This window comes from Ruegeria sp. BB10, from assembly GCF_056535725.1.
Window position 1 is genome coordinate 1425613 of sequence record NZ_JBQFIW010000001.1, and the last position, 18415, is coordinate 1444027.

An 18415-nucleotide genomic window follows, 5' to 3' on the forward strand; every position below is an offset into this window, starting at 1 on the left:
TCGCGCAGCCTCTCGTGGCAGGGTCGCGAAGGACAAAATGGCCCCGCCTATGAAATGCGCCTTGATAGAAACAGGAGTACACATGCCGCTGTATGAGCATGTAATGATCGCGCGTCAGGACCTGTCCAACGCGCAGGCAGAAAGCCTTGTCGAACATTTCGGCACCGTTCTGGCGGACAACGGCGGTAACGTCGTCGAAAGCGAGTACTGGGGCGTTAAGACAATGGCCTACAAGATCAACAAAAACCGCAAGGGTCACTATTCCTTCCTGAAGACCGACGCCCCCGCTGGCGCCGTTCAGGAAATGGAGCGCCTGATGCGCCTGCATGATGATGTTATGCGCGTTCTGACCATCAAGGTCGACGAGCATGCCGAGGGCCCTTCGGTCCAAATGCAGAAGCGCGACGAGCGCGAAGGCCGCCGCGAGCGCCGTTGATCAACGCCTGACGAAAGGACATAAACCATGGCCGCAAAACCATTTTTCCGCCGCCGCAAGGTCTGCCCGTTCTCGGGCGACAACGCGCCGAAGATCGACTATAAAGACACCCGTCTGCTGCAGCGCTACATCTCTGAGCGTGGCAAGATCGTACCTTCCCGCATCACCGCCGTTTCGGCGAAAAAGCAGCGTGAACTGGCCCGTGCTATCAAGCGCGCCCGCTTCCTCGCCCTGCTGCCCTACGCCGTGAAGTAAGGAGAGACTGACATGCAAGTTATCCTTCTGGAACGCGTTGCGAAACTGGGTCAGATGGGCGACGTCGTTGACGTAAAGCCCGGCTATGCCCGCAACTTCCTGCTGCCCCAAGGCAAAGCGCTGAGCGCGTCCGAGGCAAACGTCGCCTCGTTCGAAGCTCAGAAAGCGCAGCTTGAGGCCCGCAACCTGGAAACCAAAAAAGAAGCTGAAGCACTGGCTGAAAAGCTGGACGGTCAGCAGTTCATCGTGATTCGCTCAGCATCGGATGCCGGCGCTCTGTACGGTTCGGTCACCCCGCGTGACGCCGCAGACGCAGCAACCGAGGCTGGTTTCACCGTCGACAAGAAACAGATTGCCCTGATCGCACCGATCAAGGAACTGGGTCTGCACTCGCTCGCAGTCAAACTGCATCCTGAGGTCGAAGTTGAAATCAAGATGAACGTCGCCCGTTCGGAAGAAGAAGCCGAACTGCAGGCGTCGGGCAAATCGATCCAGGAGCTGGCTGCTGAAGAAGAAGCCGCTGCTGAATTCGAAATCGCCGAACTGTTCGACGATATCGGTTCCGCTGCTTCGGAAGATGAAGAGCTGGTTGCCGAAGAAGCTCCGGCTGAAGAAGACGAAGCCAAAGCCTGATCTGGTTCAATCGAATTTCGAAAAGGCCGCACCGATTTGTGCGGCCTTTTTTCATGCACACGCAAAACGGGCAAATTTCGGCCACATCTCAAGCCTACGCTTGCAGATGGGCACTCGTTTCCTATCATCGCGCCCTGAAATTCGGAGTACACAGATGACCGCTTACCTGCGCCGCAGCGCTCTGGCCATGATGCTGATGATCCCCTTCGCTGCTTGCGGAGGGCCGGAGACGGTGTCGCAAGACGCATTCGATCCCCCTCTCTACCCCAACGAAACGCCTGAGTTACGGGCCTCGATCAATAAGTGGGCGGATCACTACGAAGTCCCCCGCGAGCTTGTGCACAAGCTGGCGATCCGGGAAAGCACTCATCGCCCGTGGGCTGTGAACCGGCCTTATTACGGACTGTTGCAAATCCTTCCTGCGACGGCACGCTCTATGGGCTACAGCGGAAATGCACAGGGGCTGCTGGACGCCGATGCCAATCTGGAATTTGCCGGAAAGTATCTGCGCGGCGCCTGGTTGCTTTCGGATGGCGATCAGCAAAGGGCAATCTTCCTGTACGCTAAAGGGTATTGGCCCGAAGCCAAAGCCCGCGGAATGCTGGTTGAAACTGGGCTTGTACCCGAATGAATTCCCGCTCAACTTGTACAAAGAACGTAAACATCCGATGCCAATTCGCGTCAGAATCGGCGGAATTCCACCCAAATACCCCAGATTCACACAGTTCTGTTGCTCTAAGTACGCATTATGCCTGTGCGATATTAACAATTCCCTTGCGCTTAATACCTCGGTTGACGCAACGTAGGCTTGAATACGGACAGACTGTGCGCTTTCGGGGGGTGGAAAGCGCTATGTAAAAGGTTGGACAGGTGAAACTCATAGACTTGGCCGCGCTCGACCAACAGGAAAAGTCGACCGCAGACATAATCAACTCGGTCTGCGAGGAACTCGGCTTTGACTATGCGTCTTATGCCACTTTAAATCCTGTGAAAGGTGACGTTCAGGGGTATGCGAATTACCCTGACGAATGGAAAATCCATTACGGCAGCCATGGATACCACCATTTTGATCCAACAATTTACCAGTCGGTTCTCAGCATTGCACCGGTCGATTGGGGCCGTTTCAATCACGACGAAAAATTTAATGCCGTTTTCCGCGATGCACATGACTTCGGCATTACCCCGCGTGGTTTAACCGTTCCTGTCCGCGGCCCTTACGGCGAATGCGGAATACTAAGCGTGACCCGCGATTGTTCAGATGCTGAATGGGAGTCGCTCAAAAGAGAAGTTATGGGCGACCTGCAAATGGCCGCTGTGCATGCGCATGATACGGTTATGCAGTCCGGGGTTCTGGCCAAAGCATTGTACCTGCCCGCCCTTTCGACACGCGAAAAAGAGATCCTTCAATGGGTCGCTGAGGGTAAATCGCAGCAAGATATTGGTGATATTTTGTCGATTTCCCACCGAACCGTCGAGGTTCACATGCGCTCTGGCCGCGAAAAACTGGGCGCGTTAACCACGCCTCAGGCCATTGGCCGGGCGATAGGTTTGGGCTTAATCGCCCCAGGATAAGCAAAAAATCGAAAAAATACGGGAAACCCCCAATAGTTTCCGCCCGCGACATGGTTAACTCTCGAGTCACGGTAACCAGACTGTAGGGGGATGGAAATGATCATCGTAATTGATGGTATCAACCAGCATATGTTTAGTGATGTCCTGGACGAAATGTTCAAACTACGAGCCCGCGTGTTCGGCGATCGTTTGGGCTGGGAGGTCAACATAGTAGACGGCCGTGAACGCGATATGTTCGACGACCTGAATCCTGCACACGTGGTCAGCATCAACGACGAGGGGGAAGTCGTTGGGTGTATGCGCCTGTTGCAGACCACAGGTCCACACATGCTTGCGGATGTCTTCAATTCTATTCTGGACGGTGAACCGCCCTTGCGCAGTTCACAGGTCTGGGAAGCGACCCGGTTCTGTGTCGACACCAAACGACTGGGCCAAGGGCGCGGCAAAAATTCAGTGTCCTATGTGACCAGTGAGGTCATGATCGGCTCGTTCGAATACGCCAAAACCGCCGGCGTACTGGACTCGATCGCCGTAATTGATCCGATCATGAACCGTGTTCTGCAACGGTCGGGCAATGCCCCGTATGACTACCTCGGTAGTGCAAAACCAATGGGCAAAGTGGTTGCGATGGCGGCGTTGATGGATTGCTCGGATGAACGAATTTCGGGCATTCGGGACTATGCGGGAATCGAACATGACGTCTTCCTGACCGAAGAACAGGCGTTGAGTCTGTTCGCGCTCGGCAAGGCTGAAAAACCCGCTAATGTCGATCACCAACCGCTGACCGAGCTTGAGAAATACTTCGTCGAACAGATGCATTCAGCAAAATCGAAAGACGAAGTCAAAGACGTGCTTAAACTGATCGAAGCGCTGTCAGATCGTTTCACGCCAGAGCAAAAGACTGCTCTGCTGAGTACCCCCCGTGCTTTTGCTCATGAGGCCTGACCCCCTCACCTCATAAGATCAAAAGCCACCCACCGGAGCCGTCTGATTGTCAGACGGCTCCGTTTTTTTAGCCCCGTGGGCAGGGGGCGGAAGAGGATTACTCCTCTTCCAGTGCCTCTACGGCTTTCTGCAGGTCGTCTTTGCTGACTTCTTTGTCGGCAACCTGAGCTAGTTCAACGATGTAGTCGATGACTTTGTCTTCGAAGATCGGCGCGCGCAACTGCTGCTGCATCTGAGCGTTCTGCTGCACGAACTCAAAGAACTGACGTTCCTGACCCGGGTACTGACGCGCCTGGTTCATGATCGCCTGCGTCATCTCGGCATCGGTGACTTCAACCTCGGCCTTCTGACCCAGCTCGGCCAGCAGCAGGCCCAGACGCACGCGGCGCTCGGCCAGTTTGTTGTGCTCGTCGGTGGGCTCGATCTCGGCGTGGTCGTGGCCTTCCACTTCCGGGTTCTCCTCGTGCCACAGCTGGTGAGCGATCTGCTTGGCTTCGGCTTCAACCAACGACGGCGGCAGGTCGAAGGAAACGATCTTGTCCAGCGCGTCCAACAGCGCGCGCTTCATGACCGCACGCGACGCACCGGAATACTCTGCCTCCAGACGCTCAGCGATCTGAGCTTTCAGACCAGCCAGATCTTCGGCACCGAACTTGGTGGCCAGCTCGTCGTTAATCTCGGCAGCAACCGGCTCTTTCACTTCTTTCACCGTGCAGGTGAAAACAGCGTCCTTACCGGCCAGGTTTTCGGCGCCGTACTCTTCTGGGAAGCTGACGTTCACGTCTTTTTCTTCTTCGGCCTTCACACCGACCAGCTGCTCTTCAAAGCCGGGGATAAAGCTGTTCGAGCCCAGAACCAGCGGGTAGTCTTCGGCCGAACCACCTTCGAATTCTTCGCCGTCCACTTTGCCAACAAAGTCGATCACAACCTGATCGCCGTCTTTGGCTTTGGACCCCTTGCGGCGCGCTTTGAAGTCCTGCGCGGTTTCTGCCAGGCTTTTCAGCGCTTCTTCGACGGCCTCATCGTCTGCTTTCACAATCAGCTTTTCCAACTCGACCGATTTCAGATCAACTTCGGGGATTTCCGGCAGCGCCTCATAAGACATCTCGACGTGAACGTCGTCGCCTTCTTTCCAATCTTCGTTGGTCATCTTGACGTCAGGCTGCAGCGCCGGACGCTCACCGCTGTCTTCAAAATGCTTGCTCATGGCGCCATCGATGCTTTCCTGCATCGCTTCGCCCAGCAGGCGCTGACCAAACTGTTTTTTCAGCAGGGCCATCGGCACCTTGCCTTTGCGGAAGCCCTTCATCTCGACTTCGGGCTGTGCTTCGGTCAGTTTTTCGTTGACCTTGTCGTCCAGCTCGGCTGCGGTCACAACGATGTTGTAGCCGCGTTTCAGACCTTCGTTCAGCGTCTCGGTAACCTGCATTATGGTAGTCCCCATAGGATTCGGGGCGCGCAAAACGGCGCGCCGGGCAAATTTGACGCCTTCTATTTGCCCAGCCGCCTGCGTGCAAGGGGGCAAAGCCCGGATCAGCCTTGTTTTGCCGCCGATTTGAACAAAAAAAACGCCCCGGACTGACCCGGGGCGCCTATTCCTAAGAAGGTCGGGATCAGAACTTCCAGAGCGCCCCCAGAACCCAAGCTTCGTTCTTGTCAAAGTCGACCGTGTCGTCGAAGTCATGGTTGCGATATTTCAGGTACGCATCAGTGTTGATGCTGTCGATCCGCTGAACGACGGCGACACCCCAGGATTTTGTGCTGGACCCGTCGTTTTCGAAATCCGAACCATCGAAATAGTCGATCCCGACACCGGTTTTCCCCCAGGACAACCAGTCCCCTTCATAGGCCAGTTTGGTGTACCAATAGTCCGGGTCGCTGGCACCGGTGGCAGTGTCGTCACGCGTACCCAAGGCCGCCGTAAAGCTGAAACCGCTGGGCAGCAAAACCGAAGCGGACCCGATCGTGTCTTTGCGTTCACCCGAGCTATTGTCGAAATCCCGCACCGCATAGGCCACGCTTGCGGCAAACTCCACGCCATTTGTGAAAGTATTGCCGTAAGAAACCGCGATGTCGTAGTAGTCATCATCGTCGCTGCTGGACAGAATGTTCTGACCATAGGCAATTGCCGCTGAGAAACCGTTGAAGTCGGGGGTGTCGTAACGGATCCGGCCACGGCGAGCGCCATCAAAGTTGCTTGCCGAGTCACCGACCGTGATGCCGCTAAGAACGCCGTCGGTTCCGCGATAGAAGAACGCGCCGTTTTCGTCGTTCGTAAAGGAATACAAAGCCGTTCCAACATAAGACAGGTCAACCTCGGCCGCACCGTCCGACGCCATGCTCCCCTGCCCGGCCGAGAACTTGCCGTATCCCCCTTTTAACGAGAAATCGACATGTCGGATGTCTTCCCGTGACCACCCGTCATTGTTGGTTCCGTTCTGGTTGGCCGTTCCCGTACTCGGCAGACCCAGTCCGGTTTCGAAACGGAACATGAATTCATTGCTGCCATAGGGCTGCATCAGCCGCAGGCCGACGCGGCTGTTGGACAGGTCATTGTCCAGCAAGCGCGTTTCCGTTTCCTCGCCATCATCGACCGAGACGATCACCGGATCGAGCTGTCCGTACAACAGAACGTAACCGCCACTGTTGTTGTTGTATTTCAGTTCCGCTGCCGCGGGAATTGCCGTTGTCGCAACCAACATCGCAGCTATTGAGGACAGTTTTAGTTTCTGGGTCATTTCATTCACCTTGAAAATTCCGGCTTTCGTTGCTCATCAATCGCGTGCATGCTGCCATGGCTCCAGAGGCCTCTTGTGATACTTTCAAAGTATTGCATGTCCGCCACTCAGAGCAGGAAAGTCAGAAATAATTCCTATTTTAATCAACGCATTATCTGCAGGAAGACCGCAGCCGGAGACCCCCTCCAAGCGAATTCTGACGCCCGGCTATGCGTCTGGCAAACACTCGATTTGATGACACCGCAAACCCGTCGGCCAAATGCTGCCGAAGATCGGGTGGATCGGCCAAATCTCGCCTAAAAATCATATATTAAATTGTTTGAAAACTTCAGGAAGCAACTCGGGCAAGTCTTCAGCGATAAGCCCCGGGCCAAACGCACGCGCGCATTCCACATGCAACCAAGCCGCTGTTTCAGCGGCCTGCATCGGGGCAAACCCACGCGCGAGCAGCCCGGTGATAAAACCAGCCAGAACATCGCCGGACCCGGCCGTAGCCAACCAAGGGGCCGCACGGTCGTAGACTGCTGCATTGACCGAACACTGTCCGTTCGGCGCCGCGATCACTGTGTCCGGCCCTTTGAACAAGATCACGCACCCTGCCCGCTTGGCGGCCTCGCGTGTTGCATCCACCTTGGAATAGGCCGGGCCTTTGGTTGCAGGGGCTGACAGCTTTTCGGCAATATCCGGAAACAACCGCGCAAACTCACCACCATGTGGTGTCAAAATGCAGTTTTCATGCAATTGCGCGGACAAGGCTGCGGGATCATCCGCAAAAGCCGTCAATGCATCCGCATCCAGTACAGTCGCGCGCTTGGCGTTCAGAGCCGCTGGCACCAAATCCCGCGCACGTTCCAGCCCCAACCCGGGGCCAAGGCACAATGCGTTGAGCCGCTCGTCCTGCAGCACTTGTGTCAGGCCATCCGCTCCCTCGACCCTCTGCAACATGATGGCTGTGACCTGCACAGCGACCTCCATCTGAGCCGCCGGAGGCACCGCCAACGTCACAAGCCCTGCCCCAATCCGCAGAGCCCCGCGCGCCGCCAATCGAGCAGCACCGGTTTTACCTGCGCCACCCGAAAGGATAAGAGCGTGGCCGTGGGAGTATTTGTGCGATGTACTCTCTTTACCTCCTCTCCGACCAGAGCCGGCGTGCACCTCAGATACACACCCATCCTTCTTGGACACTTTCAGCCCGATCCCCTTAACGACAACACGTCCGCACAATTCAGGCCCATCAGCCAGCGTGTGACCCAGCTTTTTACTGTGAAAGGAGACGGTAAGATCGCCAGCGCATGACATTGCCTCTAATTTAGCAGGTAGTCCTACGAAATCCGGTGTCCTCAAGCACGACCACTGTCGCTGCACAAACCACTTGGCAGGTCAACTGACACAATCACCGGACACCAGTCGGGTCTTTGCGCCACCTCCATAGCTGCACCAAGCCCCTGACCGTCATGCAGGTCAAGCATAAGGAGACCAAGATCCGATATGGGGCGGGTAAGCCCCGTGCCAAATAGGGCATCAACAATCACGTTGGCCTTGAGCGTCGAAGGCTCCAACTGTCCATCAAGTGGTTCGACGCCTCCTATGTCAGCCCAGCGTTCATAGTTTTTACGAGCATCCGGCGGCAATTTCTGCGGATCGCCATAGAGAAAGACCTCGACCTCCCAACCCCACTCTTTCAGCAGCCGGGCAACGACAAACCCATCTCCACCATTATTCCCCGGCCCGCACAAAACCACAGCCCACCCCGAGGTCTTCGACAGCTCTGGCCACTCCTCGAAAATCGCCTCAACAACGCCGCGCCCGGCCCGCTCCATCAACTCCAGCCCGGTCACCTCGCCAGACTCAATCGCGGCCTGTTCGATGGCCCGCATCTGTGAAGCTGTCAGCAATTCCGTCATCTCAAATTCCCCTGACGATTCAATTCTGATTACTTTTTGTGCAAGTCGATCAAAATTTCACCCACCGCTTAATTTCTCACCACAAGGGCCCGGCCATTTTCGCAATCAGATTGCCGACCGATCTTAGACGTGATCAGTGCCTTTCTGACAAGAGTTATAGGAGCCCGGGATGAAGAAGATCGAAGCGATCATCAAACCGTTCAAACTGGACGAAGTGAAAGAGGCGCTGCAGGACGTAGGTGTCCAGGGCCTCAGCGTGATCGAAGTCAAAGGGTTCGGTCGACAGAAAGGTCACACCGAGCTCTATCGCGGCGCTGAATACGTGGTCGACTTTCTGCCCAAGGTGAAGATCGAGGTCGTTCTGGACGATGACCAGGTTGACGCCGCCATCGAGGCCATCGTGTCCGCCGCGAAAACCGACAAGATCGGCGACGGCAAGATCTTTGTCTCGCCCGTTGAACAAGCCATTCGCATCCGTACCGGCGAGACCGGTTCGGAAGCCCTGTAATCGAACACCCAATAGAGGAATAAGAGTATGAGCAAGGACGCAGTTCTTCAGCTGATCAAGGACGAAGGCGCCGAATACGTCGATGTTCGCTTTACCGACCCGCGCGGCAAGTTGCAGCACGTGACCCTGATGGCCGACCAGGTTGACGAGGATTTCCTGGAAGAAGGCTTTATGTTCGACGGTTCGTCCATCGCGGGCTGGAAGTCGATCGAAGCATCGGACATGAAGCTTATGGTCGACACCGATAGCGCGTATGTCGATCCGTTCTACGCCGAAAAGACCATCTGCGTGCACTGCTCGGTTGTCGAGCCCGACACTGGCGAAGCTTATGAGCGTGACCCGCGCGGCACCGCTCAGAAAGCCGAAGCATACCTGAAGGCATCGGGTATCGGTGATGTGGCCTATATGGGCCCCGAAGCCGAGTTCTTCCTGTTCGACGATGTTCGTTTCTCGAACACTATCAACAAAGTATCCTACGAAGTTGATGCAACCGACGCATCGTGGAACACCGATACCGAGTACGAGATGGGCAACATGGGCCATCGTCCGGGCGTCAAGGGGGGCTACTTCCCCGTCAACCCGATTGACGAAGCACAGGACCTGCGTTCGGAAATGCTGTCGACCATGAAACGTCTGGGCATGAAGGTCGACAAGCACCACCACGAGGTTGCCTCGTGCCAGCACGAGCTGGGTCTGATCTTTGACAGCCTGACTAAACAGGCTGACGAGCTTCAGAAATACAAGTACATCATCCATAACGTTGCCCACGCCTACGGCAAGTCGGCGACCTTCATGCCGAAGCCGATCGCAGGCGATAACGGCACCGGTATGCACGTCAACATGTCGATTTGGAAAGACGGCAAGCCGCTCTTCGCTGGCGACAAGTATGCTGATCTGTCGGACGAAGCCCTGTGGTTCATCGGTGGTGTTCTGAAGCACGCCAAGACCCTGAACGCCTTCACCAACCCGTCGACCAACAGCTACAAGCGCCTGATCCCAGGTTTCGAAGCTCCTGTTCTGCGCGCCTACTCGGCCCGTAACCGTTCGGGTTGTGTCCGTATTCCGTGGACCGAAAGCCCGAAAGCCAAGCGCGTCGAGGCCCGCTTCCCCGATCCGGCTGCGAACCCTTATTTGGCGTTTGCCGCACTGCTGATGGCCGGTCTGGACGGCATCAAGAACAAGATCGATCCGGGTGAAGCCATGGACAAGAACCTGTACGATCTGCCCGCCGAGGAACTGGCCGATATCCCGACCGTTTGCGGCAGCCTGCGTGAAGCTCTGGAAGCTCTGGCATCGGATCACGACTTCCTGCTGCAAGGCGACGTGTTCACCAAAGACCAGATCGACGGCTACATCGCACTTAAGATGGAAGAGGTCGAAACCTACGAGCATACTCCGCACCCGGTTGAGTACGGCATGTACTACAGCTGCTAAGCGGCGGTTGAACTTAAGAAAAGCTGAGGGCGTCCTACCGGGCGCCCTTTTGCCGTTCAGGACAACACATCTTGACTGACACGCACGAACGTCCGAGCCTCGTCCCAAAGTATTGATCAGAGGATTTTGGGAGGGCGCGATGCGGTTGATGTTGAAATTCACAATACCGGTTGAAAAAGGCAATCAAGCAGAACGGGACGGATCGCTGGGAAAAGCCATCGAAGCGCTTGTGAAAGACGTCAATGCCGAGGCCGCCTATTTTGCGCTGGAACACGGAAAACGCATGGGCATTGTCATTTTCGAGGAAAGCGATCAGGCCCGCATGCCGAAGATCAACGAGCCCCTTTTTGCCGCATTGAACGCCAATATCGAAATTCAGCCCGTCCTGACGGCCGAGGATCTGCAGCGTGCATTATAAGTGCCACTCGGATTGCGGGGTCGGTTGGAATTAGCTTATTTAGGGATTCTTTTCATGAAGCGATTTGCAATTTTACTGACCCTTACGCTGGCTCTGCCCACAATTGCGGCCAGCGCCCCTTGCGGCAATACCAGCAGCGGGTTTGAGGTCTGGAAGAAGGACTTTGCCAAACAGGCTAAACGCGCGGGAGTCAAAAAGAAGGGATTGCAGGCGCTGGCGCAAAGCCAATACGCCACCCGTACAATCGCGGCAGACCGCAATCAAAAAAGCTTTAAATACTCGTTGGACAAATTCATGCGGGTACGCGGCGCCGACGCGATCGTGTCACAAGGACGCAAGCGCAAGGCCCGCAACCCGCAGTTCTATGCCGCGCTGGAGCGCCAATACGGCGTCCCGAGCGGAGTGCTTATCGCCATTCACGGAATGGAAACGGGTTTCGGAAATTTCATGGGGGACAGTCAGGTTGTTTCCGCGATCACAACACTGGCCTATGATTGTCGCCGTTCTGACTTCTTTATTCCACATGCTATCGGTGCGTTAAAATTGGTCGATCAAGGCAGTATTACGACAGCAACCCAAGGGGCCAAACATGGCGAATTGGGGCACACTCAATTCCTGCCGGGCAATGCGTTGACCTATGGGGTCGATGCAACCGGTGACGGCCAGGTCGATTTCTACAATATGACAGACGCGCTTGCCTCAACCGCCAATTTTCTACGCCAAAAGGGGTGGAAACCGGGGCGTGGCTACCAGCCGGGGCAACCCAACTTCGCTGTAATTCAGCAATGGAACGCTGCCACGGTCTATCAGCAATCCATTGCGATTATGGCAGCCCGAATCGACGGCTGAGACCTGCCACAAATCTGCGCCTGCACACCCCAATCCGGCCACATTGTTGCCACAGACATTAAGTGGCCCCCAAAATGTCTAGGTTTCCATAGAGTAATCAATCCTGCCAATTTTGGATTTTTTTCCATTTCTGCCAAATTCTGCCCCATATCGCTTGTTAAACTGTTTGGTAAGACAGGATGCGACAAGGGACAGCGCAGTGACTACGAAGCACAGCTATCATGGTGGTCTTCAATTCGACGGTGAGACCGACGGCGCGATCGAGCGGTTCGGTGCCATCGTCGCCACGACATTGGAAGACTATGGCCATCTGGTCGAGCGTAAGACCATGCTAAGCACAACCGAAGCCAGCATCGTATCCAGCCAGTATCTGGTGCGCCTGACTTTGGAAACTCAGACGACCGGAGCAGAAGACCGTTTTGAGCGGTTGGACCGTGCAGCCGGGTTAAAGACCGCCCATCGGCCGATCGTGACCCTTCCGCAGAGCCGTTTGGCAATTACAATCTCTCCGGTATCAGCGCTGCTGGATGACAGAGAAATCTCAGAGCTTATGTTGGTGGTCATCCTGTATCGGATGGTTGATATCTGCGCGACGCAGCGCGTCGAATGGCTGTCGCCCAACACAGTTCTGACCGTGGAACAGTTCATGAGCGCGTTCAACACGCTGACGCCTTCCAAACCACGCAACAGACAACAGATTTTCGAGGCAGTGACAGGCCCGTTCGCGGGGCTGGCCATTACTGAAGAAGACCTGGATGAGCCACAAAAAGAGGCGCTGAAACCAGCAGCCCGGCCGATCCAGCTGTCGGATGAGCAGTTGCTCAGCATCGCTTTCCGGACAGAACCTATCGAGCAACCTACTGATCGGGACGAAGATACGCCCCCCCTCGACCACGATAAGCCCAGCGATATCCTGCGACTGTCCAGTTGGGGATTGACCGGGGCCGTGGCAAGCGTGTCAGTTCCGATCGCGGTCTCTCTGGCCGCAGTGAACCTGATCAAAGGTGAAGATTTTCGCCTTAATACTCAGGTACTTGCCTACTCCGTAGCAATCTCCGCTCTCAGCACAAGCGGGGCAATTGCCGGTGTCGCAAACGCGTTTGGCATGTAGCACTAAACCGAAGACCCTCCTTGGAAGCCCCGCCACTTAGGCGGGGTTTTCCGCTTTGCGCAGGTGCTTTGCCTCAAGCACATAAGTATGGATTGAAAAGACCACGGCCTTCGTTTCAGGCAGACGCAATAGCGTCTGTCGTTCGCTGCGCAGATACTGTGCGACCCCAGGTTCTTGGACATCTCGCGGTGCGCTGGCACTGCGGGGTTGGTGCAGTTCCGCGTCCTCGTACCACAAGGCATTGAAGCGCCAAAGCGGACGTTCAGGTTGTATTCCATCAAACAGGCGCTGCACGCGGTGGGCCATATCGGCATCATAGCTGGCGACGGGCCCATGAATGTCGATCAAGGGGCGCATGAATTTTTCAGACAAACGCCAACTGGCGGGAAAACACAGGATGGCACCGGTCAGAACGTGTTCATCCCCGTGCTTTTGAAGGATGCAGAAATCTTCCTGCACCAGACGACACAGCATATCCATGGGGTTGGAGCGGTCGATTTCAACACCCTGCCCGTCCGGGCGTATGACCCGGTCCAAACACCCAGGGTAAGCGTGCTTTAGGACAAGGTTCAACAGCTCCTGCGCCGCAGGTTCGGCACTTGGGTCCAGCGCCAGAACTTCTGCCCGTCTTTCGGTCAACAACGTCGTGCGCCGCTGCATCTGCGCGGCAAACACTTCATCACAATGCAGCCAATCATCCATGCTGCCCGGTTGGATACCGGGCAAAGGACGTGGGGCAAGCGGATCATAAGGAATTGAGGTCTGGAGGATCGTCATGCCTTTGACCTAACACCAGTTTACTGGATTGTCGGTCAAAAAGCGACGGATGCCCGGTCGCAAACCTTCAAGACGTGGGGGAAATGATTCTCCACGCTCGACCGCAGGCAGGGAGACCCACTATGAACCAGCACTATCGCGACAGCCGCAAGATTGACCCGGCAAAGGGCGCTACGCTTGGCGACGGCACCCCGAACGAGAATGATCGGATTGAGATCGGGCCGACGCAACTGGCCTTTGCCGAATGGGAAGCCGCCGGGCTTGCCCTGCCCGATCTGGCGCGGATGCGGGAATACCGGTGGAAGCGCCTGACGAAGGCCATCGTCGATCGTGGCTATGGTGGGCTGCTGATGTTCGATCCGCTTAACATCCGTTATGCAACGGACAGCACCAATATGCAGTTGTGGAACACCCATAACCCGTTCCGCGCCGTGCTGCTGTGTGCCGATGGCTACATGGTGATCTGGGACTATAAAAACTCTCCCTTCCTGTCGAAATTCAATCCTCTGGTACGTGAACAACGCTCGGGAGCGGACCTGTTTTATTTTGACCGTGGTGACAAGGTGGATGTTCAGGCCGACGTGTTCTCGAACGAGGTACGGCTGCTGATCGACGAACATGGCGATGGCAACAAACGTCTGGCCGTCGACAAGATCATGTTGCACGGCCTACGCGCGCTTGAGGCGCAAGGGTTTGAAATCATGGAGGGTGAAGAGGTCACCGAAAAGACCCGCGCCGTGAAAGGACCCGATGAAATTCTGGCCATGCGCTGTGCCAATCACGCCTGTGAAACCGCGGTGGCCGAGATGGAGAAGTTCGCGCGGGCGAATGTAGGGGATGGCAAGACCTCGGAAGACGATATCTGGGCCGTTCTGCACGCCGAAAACATCCGGCGCGGAGGTGAATGGATTGAAACCCGCTTGCTGGCCTCGGGGCAGCGTACAAACCCTTGGTTTCAGGAATGTGGTCCACGGATCACGCAAAAGAATGAAATCATTGCCTTTGATACCGATCTGATCGGCTCGTACGGCATCTGCATCGACATCTCACGCACGTGGTGGATCGGGGATGAAAAACCTCGCCCCGACATGATCTATGCCATGCAGCACGCGCATGAACATATCATGACCAATATGGAAATGCTGAAACCCGGCGTGATGATTCCGGAACTGACCGCCAATGCACACAAGCTGGACGACAAGTTTCAGGCGCAAAAATACGGCTGCCTGATGCATGGCGTGGGTCTGTGTGATGAATGGCCTCTGGTTGCCTATCCGGACAAGGCGGTTGCGGGCTCATACGACTATCCGCTTGAGCCCGGCATGGTGTTGTGTGTCGAAGCCGCCTGTGGCGAGGTTGGGGGCGATTTTTCGATCAAGCTGGAAGATCAGGTGCTGATCACCGAGGACGGGTATGAAAACCTCAGCACATACCCGTTCGACCCTCAGCTTATGGGGCTTGAGTAAAAGTTCAGTCCGGCCAGGTTGAGCGCCGAACGTTCCCGTGCCAATCCTCGGATGGGATGGCGGCTTCGATTGTAGCCGACCCTGCCTGTGGCCAATTTTGCCCGACTGAGAACCCCAAAATTCCGGTCAGGGCAATGATGATCAAAAGATCAGGTCGAATAACAACGCCGCGCGGGGCGGATGCAGTGTGTGCCATGTTAGCCTCCTTGGCTGACTGTGTGTGACACCTGCAAGATGGACATCAGAGCAAAATAATTAAAACGAATATTTGAGTGATCAAACATCACAAATATTGAACCTAAAATTCTCGCAAGAGTCCGACCCAAATATCTGTATTCCCCTCACCTTCCCGTGACGCTTCTTACAATGGGGTTGAGTGCCCAGACCGAAGCACACACTATTGGGGCCATCCCGATAGGTAAGGAATTGTCATGCCCACCGAACGCATCACTTTTGCCGGTCACGACGGCAACCAGCTGGCTGCGCGCCTTGATTTGCCGGATGGACCGGTACTTGCGACCGCGTTGTTTGCGCATTGTTTTACCTGTTCCAAAGATATTCCCGCCGCCCGCCGTATTGCTGCGCGTCTGGCGGCTATGGGCATTGCTGTATTGCGTTTTGACTTCACCGGTCTGGGCCATTCGGGCGGAGAGTTCGCGAACACCACCTTTACCTCGAATGTAGAAGACCTGATTGCTGCCGCCCACTATCTGGCGGGGCGAAACATGGCTCCCGCCTTGCTGATCGGTCACTCACTGGGTGGGGCTGCCGTTCTACGCGCGCGCGCTGGTATCCCAAGCGTCAAGGCAGTGGTCACGCTGGGCGCGCCAGCCGATCCCGGACATGTCTCGCACCATTTTGAGGCTGCACTGCCTCAGATCGAACAGGAGGGATCAGCCGAGGTCATGCTGGGCGGTCGCCCGTTCCGCATCGGCAAGGCTTTTGTCGACGACATTTCAGAAACGGCTCTGACTCCTGCCATTGGCGATCTGAAAGCTGCCCTGCTGGTCCTGCACGCCCCCCGGGATGAAACCGTCAGCATCGACAATGCCAGCACCATCTTTCTTGCTGCCAAACATCCCAAAAGCTTTGTTACGTTGGACGATGCCGATCACCTGATCACGCGGGCCTCGGATGCGGAATACGCGGCGGATGTGATCGCGGCATGGGTCAAGCGATACGTCACACTCTGCCCACCGGCACCACCGCCGGGCGCGCCCGAGGGCGTGGTGCGCGTGACCGAAGTTGATCCCTCCGGGTATTTGCAGGATATCCAATCCGGCCCCCGGCATCACGCGGTTGCGGATGAGCCTGAATCCTATGGCGGTACGGATCGGGGCATGTCGCCTTATGGCTTTGTTTCCTCGGGCCTGGGGGCGTGTACGTCGATGACGATCCGCATGTATGCGCGGCGCAAGCGGTGGCCACTGACGGGTATCTCGGTCGATGTCTGCCACAACAAAGTACATGGTCAGGATGCCGGTCTTGCCGGAGACGGCAAGATCGACGTGTTCCGCCGCAAAATCCGCCTGGAAGGACCGCTGGATCAGGAACAGCGTACCCGGCTGCTGGAGATTGCAGATAAATGCCCTGTACACAGAACGTTGGAAGGGTCAGCCCATATCACTACGGAACTTCTGACCTGACCCTCTGAAACTATCTGCGCGGTCGTGGCGCCGGGCGATGGATCGGCGGTCTGGCTGCGGGTGGTCGCGCCACTGGTGGACGCGGTCGCGCAGGTGGTTTTGCAACCGGCGGCTTTGGTCTTGCCGGAGGTTTGCCAGCAGGCGGATTCGGCCGCGGAGGCCGGTCGACGTCAATATCTACGTCAACATCGCGTCGATAGTAGTCATTCCACAGCATCGAGTCATAAAACGGGTCGTAACCGTATCCATAGCCGACACCAACTGAAACACCATCACATGCAGAGAGCGTAAAACTTGCAGCCCCAAGCCCCAGCGCAAGGATTTTACGTTTGATACGTTTTGTGATCATCAGCACATCTCCTTACTGCGAGGCCCGAAACGACGCGAATACGGCATTCAGGTCGTCAACATAAGCCGGATCAGCGCCATTGCGCAGGATCGCGACAACAACGGCCACGCGACTGTTTGGCAGGTCAATGACCGAGGCAGTAAAGTTGATGCCACGCCCGTCGCGGGTACCGGTCCCCCGGATCACTCGCGCCGGTAAACCGCCAATTCGTGTGTCGGACGTGTTGGTAACTTCGGGATCTTCAACAAGAAACTTATCAATATCTTCAAGATATTGCAGTCCATCCTTAATTGACTTTACGCCAGCAGGTGAAACGAACCCCATCCAGACGTTGTCATCGGTCAAAGGCCGTATGGCCATGACACGTGCGACAGCGCGAAGATCACCCAGTTCCGTATCCTCAATCTCACGCGGACCGCCCGTTCGCACGACCCAATAATCGGGCACGGAAAAGCCAAACAGGGCGCGCCCTGCTTCGGTATATGTGACAGGAGTATCCGCAGACGCCGGTGCCACGGCCCCTAACCACAGGGCGGCACAGGCGGCCAGAGTCGAGCCAGTAAAAATTCTCATTTCTAAATAACCTGATGTTTTCGTTGAATGCAGCTTGGACTGCGGTGGCCGGTTTTGTCCAGCATCTCTTGGAATAGGCCACAAAAAACCGCGCCCGGATTGCTTTGGGCGCGGTGTCTTTCACAAAGTTATTCGGAAATCAGTTGCGGGCGTCGCCAACCAGTTTCCACAGGCCGGGGATCAGCAGAGCGGCCAGCGCCAGTTTGATCACATCCCCCATCAGGAAGGGCGTCAGACCCCATTCCAGGATCGGCTTATCCCAACCATAGAGCTGACCCAGCCAAAGCAGGCCAGGCACATAGATCAGTACATTTGCCAGCACCAGCGCCAGCGCCAGTTTCCCGACCGAGCGATCCCAACCGCGCGCGGCCAACGCGCCCAGCAGTACGGTAGCCATCAGGTAGCCGACCAGATAGCCGCCAGTGCCGCCCATCATGTAAGTCAGCCCAAATTTCTCGGCCGAGGACCCGGCGAAGACGTCAAAACCCAGCGCGCCGATCAACAGATAACCCAGCATGGTGATCAGACCCAGACGCGCACCATAGGCGGTACCGATGGTCAGAACGGCAAAGGTACCCATGGTGATCGGTACCGGCCACATCGGAACCTTAATCTTTGCGGCAATCGCCAGCGTAACGATACCCACCGCGACCAAGGCCACCTGTTTCACGCGCAGCGCTGTGCCCTCGCGCGGACCGATTGCTTCGGCCAGAACATTTGTAGTCATTTTCGTTTCTCCACGTTCGGATGGAAATTGGGGCACAGGATGGCCCATTTCACATCGAGACTTCAAGATGATTG

At 56.1% G+C, this 18415-nt stretch carries 19 protein-coding genes and 1 pseudogene; 13 read left to right on the forward strand and 7 right to left on the reverse strand.

Translation table 11 applies throughout. From position 1 onward, the window contains the following. Nucleotides 1–82 precede the first annotated feature (82 nt). The 6 genes from rpsF (at nt 83) to ACR3EP_RS07170 (ending at nt 3841) form a co-directional block, all read left to right on the forward strand. Complete coding sequence (gene rpsF, locus ACR3EP_RS07145; RefSeq protein WP_170349078.1) at nt 83–436, forward strand: 30S ribosomal protein S6; 354 nt, start codon at nt 83–85, stop codon at nt 434–436. 27 nt (nt 437–463) lie between these two features. After that, entirely contained in the window at nt 464–691 is a 228-nt protein-coding gene (gene rpsR / locus ACR3EP_RS07150; RefSeq protein ID WP_005982441.1) for a 30S ribosomal protein S18, read from the forward strand. A gap of 12 nt (nt 692–703) precedes the next feature. Then, on the forward strand, nt 704–1324 hold the full coding sequence (rplI, locus tag ACR3EP_RS07155; RefSeq protein ID WP_170349079.1) for a 50S ribosomal protein L9: 621 nt from the start codon (nt 704–706) through the stop codon (nt 1322–1324). A 190-nt stretch (nt 1325–1514) separates the two neighbouring features. Beyond that, nucleotides 1515–1955 (forward strand): lytic transglycosylase domain-containing protein, encoded by a 441-nt coding sequence (locus tag ACR3EP_RS07160; protein WP_170349429.1) that lies wholly within the window; start codon nt 1515–1517, stop codon nt 1953–1955. A gap of 239 nt (nt 1956–2194) precedes the next feature. Then, nucleotides 2195–2896: a helix-turn-helix transcriptional regulator gene (locus ACR3EP_RS07165; RefSeq protein ID WP_170349080.1), complete on the forward strand. Its 702-nt coding sequence runs from the start codon at nt 2195–2197 to the stop codon at nt 2894–2896. A gap of 96 nt (nt 2897–2992) precedes the next feature. Then, a complete protein-coding gene (locus ACR3EP_RS07170; protein ID WP_170349081.1) occupies nt 2993–3841 on the forward strand; it encodes an acyl-homoserine-lactone synthase in 849 nt (282 codons plus the stop codon). A gap of 97 nt (nt 3842–3938) precedes the next feature. On the opposite strand, the gene tig is transcribed toward ACR3EP_RS07170, so the two are convergent. The 3 genes and pseudogenes from tig to ACR3EP_RS07185 form a co-directional block, all read right to left on the reverse strand. Then, nucleotides 3939–5270 carry a trigger factor gene (gene tig, locus ACR3EP_RS07175; protein ID WP_170349082.1) on the reverse strand — a complete coding sequence of 444 codons (1332 nt, stop codon included), beginning with the start codon at nt 5268–5270 and terminating at the stop codon, nt 3939–3941. 184 nt (nt 5271–5454) lie between these two features. Then, nucleotides 5455–6579 (reverse strand): porin, encoded by a 1125-nt coding sequence (locus ACR3EP_RS07180; protein ID WP_480637038.1) that lies wholly within the window; start codon nt 6577–6579, stop codon nt 5455–5457. Between the two features lie 303 nt (nt 6580–6882). Continuing rightward, a pseudogene (locus ACR3EP_RS07185) lies at nt 6883–8483 on the reverse strand (NAD(P)H-hydrate dehydratase). Nucleotides 8484–8652: 169 nt separating this feature from the next. Here ACR3EP_RS07185 and ACR3EP_RS07190 point away from each other — a divergent pair. The 5 genes from ACR3EP_RS07190 to ACR3EP_RS07210 all read left to right on the forward strand — a co-directional run bounded on the left by ACR3EP_RS07190 (nt 8653) and on the right by ACR3EP_RS07210 (nt 12803). Further along, a complete protein-coding gene (locus ACR3EP_RS07190) occupies nt 8653–8991 on the forward strand; it encodes a P-II family nitrogen regulator (protein ID WP_058280621.1) in 339 nt (112 codons plus the stop codon). A gap of 27 nt (nt 8992–9018) precedes the next feature. Then, entirely contained in the window at nt 9019–10425 is a 1407-nt protein-coding gene (glnA, locus tag ACR3EP_RS07195) for a type I glutamate--ammonia ligase (RefSeq protein WP_170359023.1), read from the forward strand. A 139-nt stretch (nt 10426–10564) separates the two neighbouring features. Further along, nucleotides 10565–10843 (forward strand): hypothetical protein, encoded by a 279-nt coding sequence (locus ACR3EP_RS07200; protein WP_170349086.1) that lies wholly within the window; start codon nt 10565–10567, stop codon nt 10841–10843. Between the two features lie 54 nt (nt 10844–10897). Beyond that, nucleotides 10898–11692 carry a lytic murein transglycosylase gene (locus ACR3EP_RS07205; protein WP_170349087.1) on the forward strand — a complete coding sequence of 265 codons (795 nt, stop codon included), beginning with the start codon at nt 10898–10900 and terminating at the stop codon, nt 11690–11692. 199 nt (nt 11693–11891) lie between these two features. Then, entirely contained in the window at nt 11892–12803 is a 912-nt protein-coding gene (locus ACR3EP_RS07210; protein WP_480637040.1) for a hypothetical protein, read from the forward strand. Between the two features lie 36 nt (nt 12804–12839). Here the strand turns inward: ACR3EP_RS07210 and ACR3EP_RS07215 are convergent, their stop codons facing one another. Next, the gene (locus ACR3EP_RS07215) at nt 12840–13580 is read right to left on the reverse strand and encodes a heme-dependent oxidative N-demethylase family protein (RefSeq protein WP_480637042.1); all 741 of its coding nucleotides are present in this window, start codon (nt 13578–13580) and stop codon (nt 12840–12842) included. Between the two features lie 122 nt (nt 13581–13702). Between ACR3EP_RS07215 and dddP the strand changes: the two genes are divergently transcribed. Further along, nucleotides 13703–15046: a dimethylsulfonioproprionate lyase DddP gene (gene dddP, locus ACR3EP_RS07220; protein ID WP_480637044.1), complete on the forward strand. Its 1344-nt coding sequence runs from the start codon at nt 13703–13705 to the stop codon at nt 15044–15046. Nucleotides 15047–15050: 4 nt separating this feature from the next. Here the strand turns inward: dddP and ACR3EP_RS07225 are convergent, their stop codons facing one another. Then, nucleotides 15051–15242, reverse strand: a complete 192-nt coding sequence (locus tag ACR3EP_RS07225; RefSeq protein ID WP_170505504.1) for a hypothetical protein — start codon at nt 15240–15242, stop codon at nt 15051–15053. Between the two features lie 235 nt (nt 15243–15477). Between ACR3EP_RS07225 and ACR3EP_RS07230 the strand changes: the two genes are divergently transcribed. Then, entirely contained in the window at nt 15478–16692 is a 1215-nt protein-coding gene (locus ACR3EP_RS07230) for a bifunctional alpha/beta hydrolase/OsmC family protein (protein WP_170359036.1), read from the forward strand. A 361-nt stretch (nt 16693–17053) separates the two neighbouring features. Here the strand turns inward: ACR3EP_RS07230 and ACR3EP_RS07235 are convergent, their stop codons facing one another. Next, entirely contained in the window at nt 17054–17614 is a 561-nt protein-coding gene (locus tag ACR3EP_RS07235) for a hypothetical protein (protein ID WP_170359040.1), read from the reverse strand. 139 nt (nt 17615–17753) lie between these two features. Next, nucleotides 17754–18341, reverse strand: a complete 588-nt coding sequence (locus ACR3EP_RS07240; protein WP_170359042.1) for a biotin transporter BioY — start codon at nt 18339–18341, stop codon at nt 17754–17756. Between the last annotated feature and the right edge of the window lie 74 nt (nt 18342–18415).

Excerpts from the sequence above, each read along its gene's own strand:
- ACR3EP_RS07160 (WP_170349429.1), top strand. The coding sequence starts at position 1,515 with ATGCTGATGATCCCCTTCGCTGCTTGCGGAGGGCCGGAGACGGTGTCG.
- tig (WP_170349082.1), bottom strand. The coding sequence starts at position 5,270 with ATGCAGGTTACCGAGACGCTGAACGAAGGTCTGAAACGCGGCTACAAC.
- rpsF (WP_170349078.1), top strand. The coding sequence starts at position 83 with ATGCCGCTGTATGAGCATGTAATGATCGCGCGTCAGGACCTGTCCAAC.
- rpsR (WP_005982441.1), top strand. The coding sequence starts at position 464 with ATGGCCGCAAAACCATTTTTCCGCCGCCGCAAGGTCTGCCCGTTCTCG.
- ACR3EP_RS07225 (WP_170505504.1), bottom strand. The coding sequence starts at position 15,242 with ATGGCACACACTGCATCCGCCCCGCGCGGCGTTGTTATTCGACCTGAT.
- ACR3EP_RS07190 (WP_058280621.1), top strand. The coding sequence starts at position 8,653 with ATGAAGAAGATCGAAGCGATCATCAAACCGTTCAAACTGGACGAAGTG.
- ACR3EP_RS07180 (WP_480637038.1), bottom strand. The coding sequence starts at position 6,579 with ATGACCCAGAAACTAAAACTGTCCTCAATAGCTGCGATGTTGGTTGCG.
- ACR3EP_RS07205 (WP_170349087.1), top strand. The coding sequence starts at position 10,898 with ATGAAGCGATTTGCAATTTTACTGACCCTTACGCTGGCTCTGCCCACA.
- ACR3EP_RS07215 (WP_480637042.1), bottom strand. The coding sequence starts at position 13,580 with ATGACGATCCTCCAGACCTCAATTCCTTATGATCCGCTTGCCCCACGT.
- ACR3EP_RS07235 (WP_170359040.1), bottom strand. The coding sequence starts at position 17,614 with ATGAGAATTTTTACTGGCTCGACTCTGGCCGCCTGTGCCGCCCTGTGG.
- dddP (WP_480637044.1), top strand. The coding sequence starts at position 13,703 with ATGAACCAGCACTATCGCGACAGCCGCAAGATTGACCCGGCAAAGGGC.
- rplI (WP_170349079.1), top strand. The coding sequence starts at position 704 with ATGCAAGTTATCCTTCTGGAACGCGTTGCGAAACTGGGTCAGATGGGC.
- glnA (WP_170359023.1), top strand. The coding sequence starts at position 9,019 with ATGAGCAAGGACGCAGTTCTTCAGCTGATCAAGGACGAAGGCGCCGAA.
- ACR3EP_RS07240 (WP_170359042.1), bottom strand. The coding sequence starts at position 18,341 with ATGACTACAAATGTTCTGGCCGAAGCAATCGGTCCGCGCGAGGGCACA.
- ACR3EP_RS07200 (WP_170349086.1), top strand. The coding sequence starts at position 10,565 with ATGCGGTTGATGTTGAAATTCACAATACCGGTTGAAAAAGGCAATCAA.
- ACR3EP_RS07170 (WP_170349081.1), top strand. The coding sequence starts at position 2,993 with ATGATCATCGTAATTGATGGTATCAACCAGCATATGTTTAGTGATGTC.
- ACR3EP_RS07230 (WP_170359036.1), top strand. The coding sequence starts at position 15,478 with ATGCCCACCGAACGCATCACTTTTGCCGGTCACGACGGCAACCAGCTG.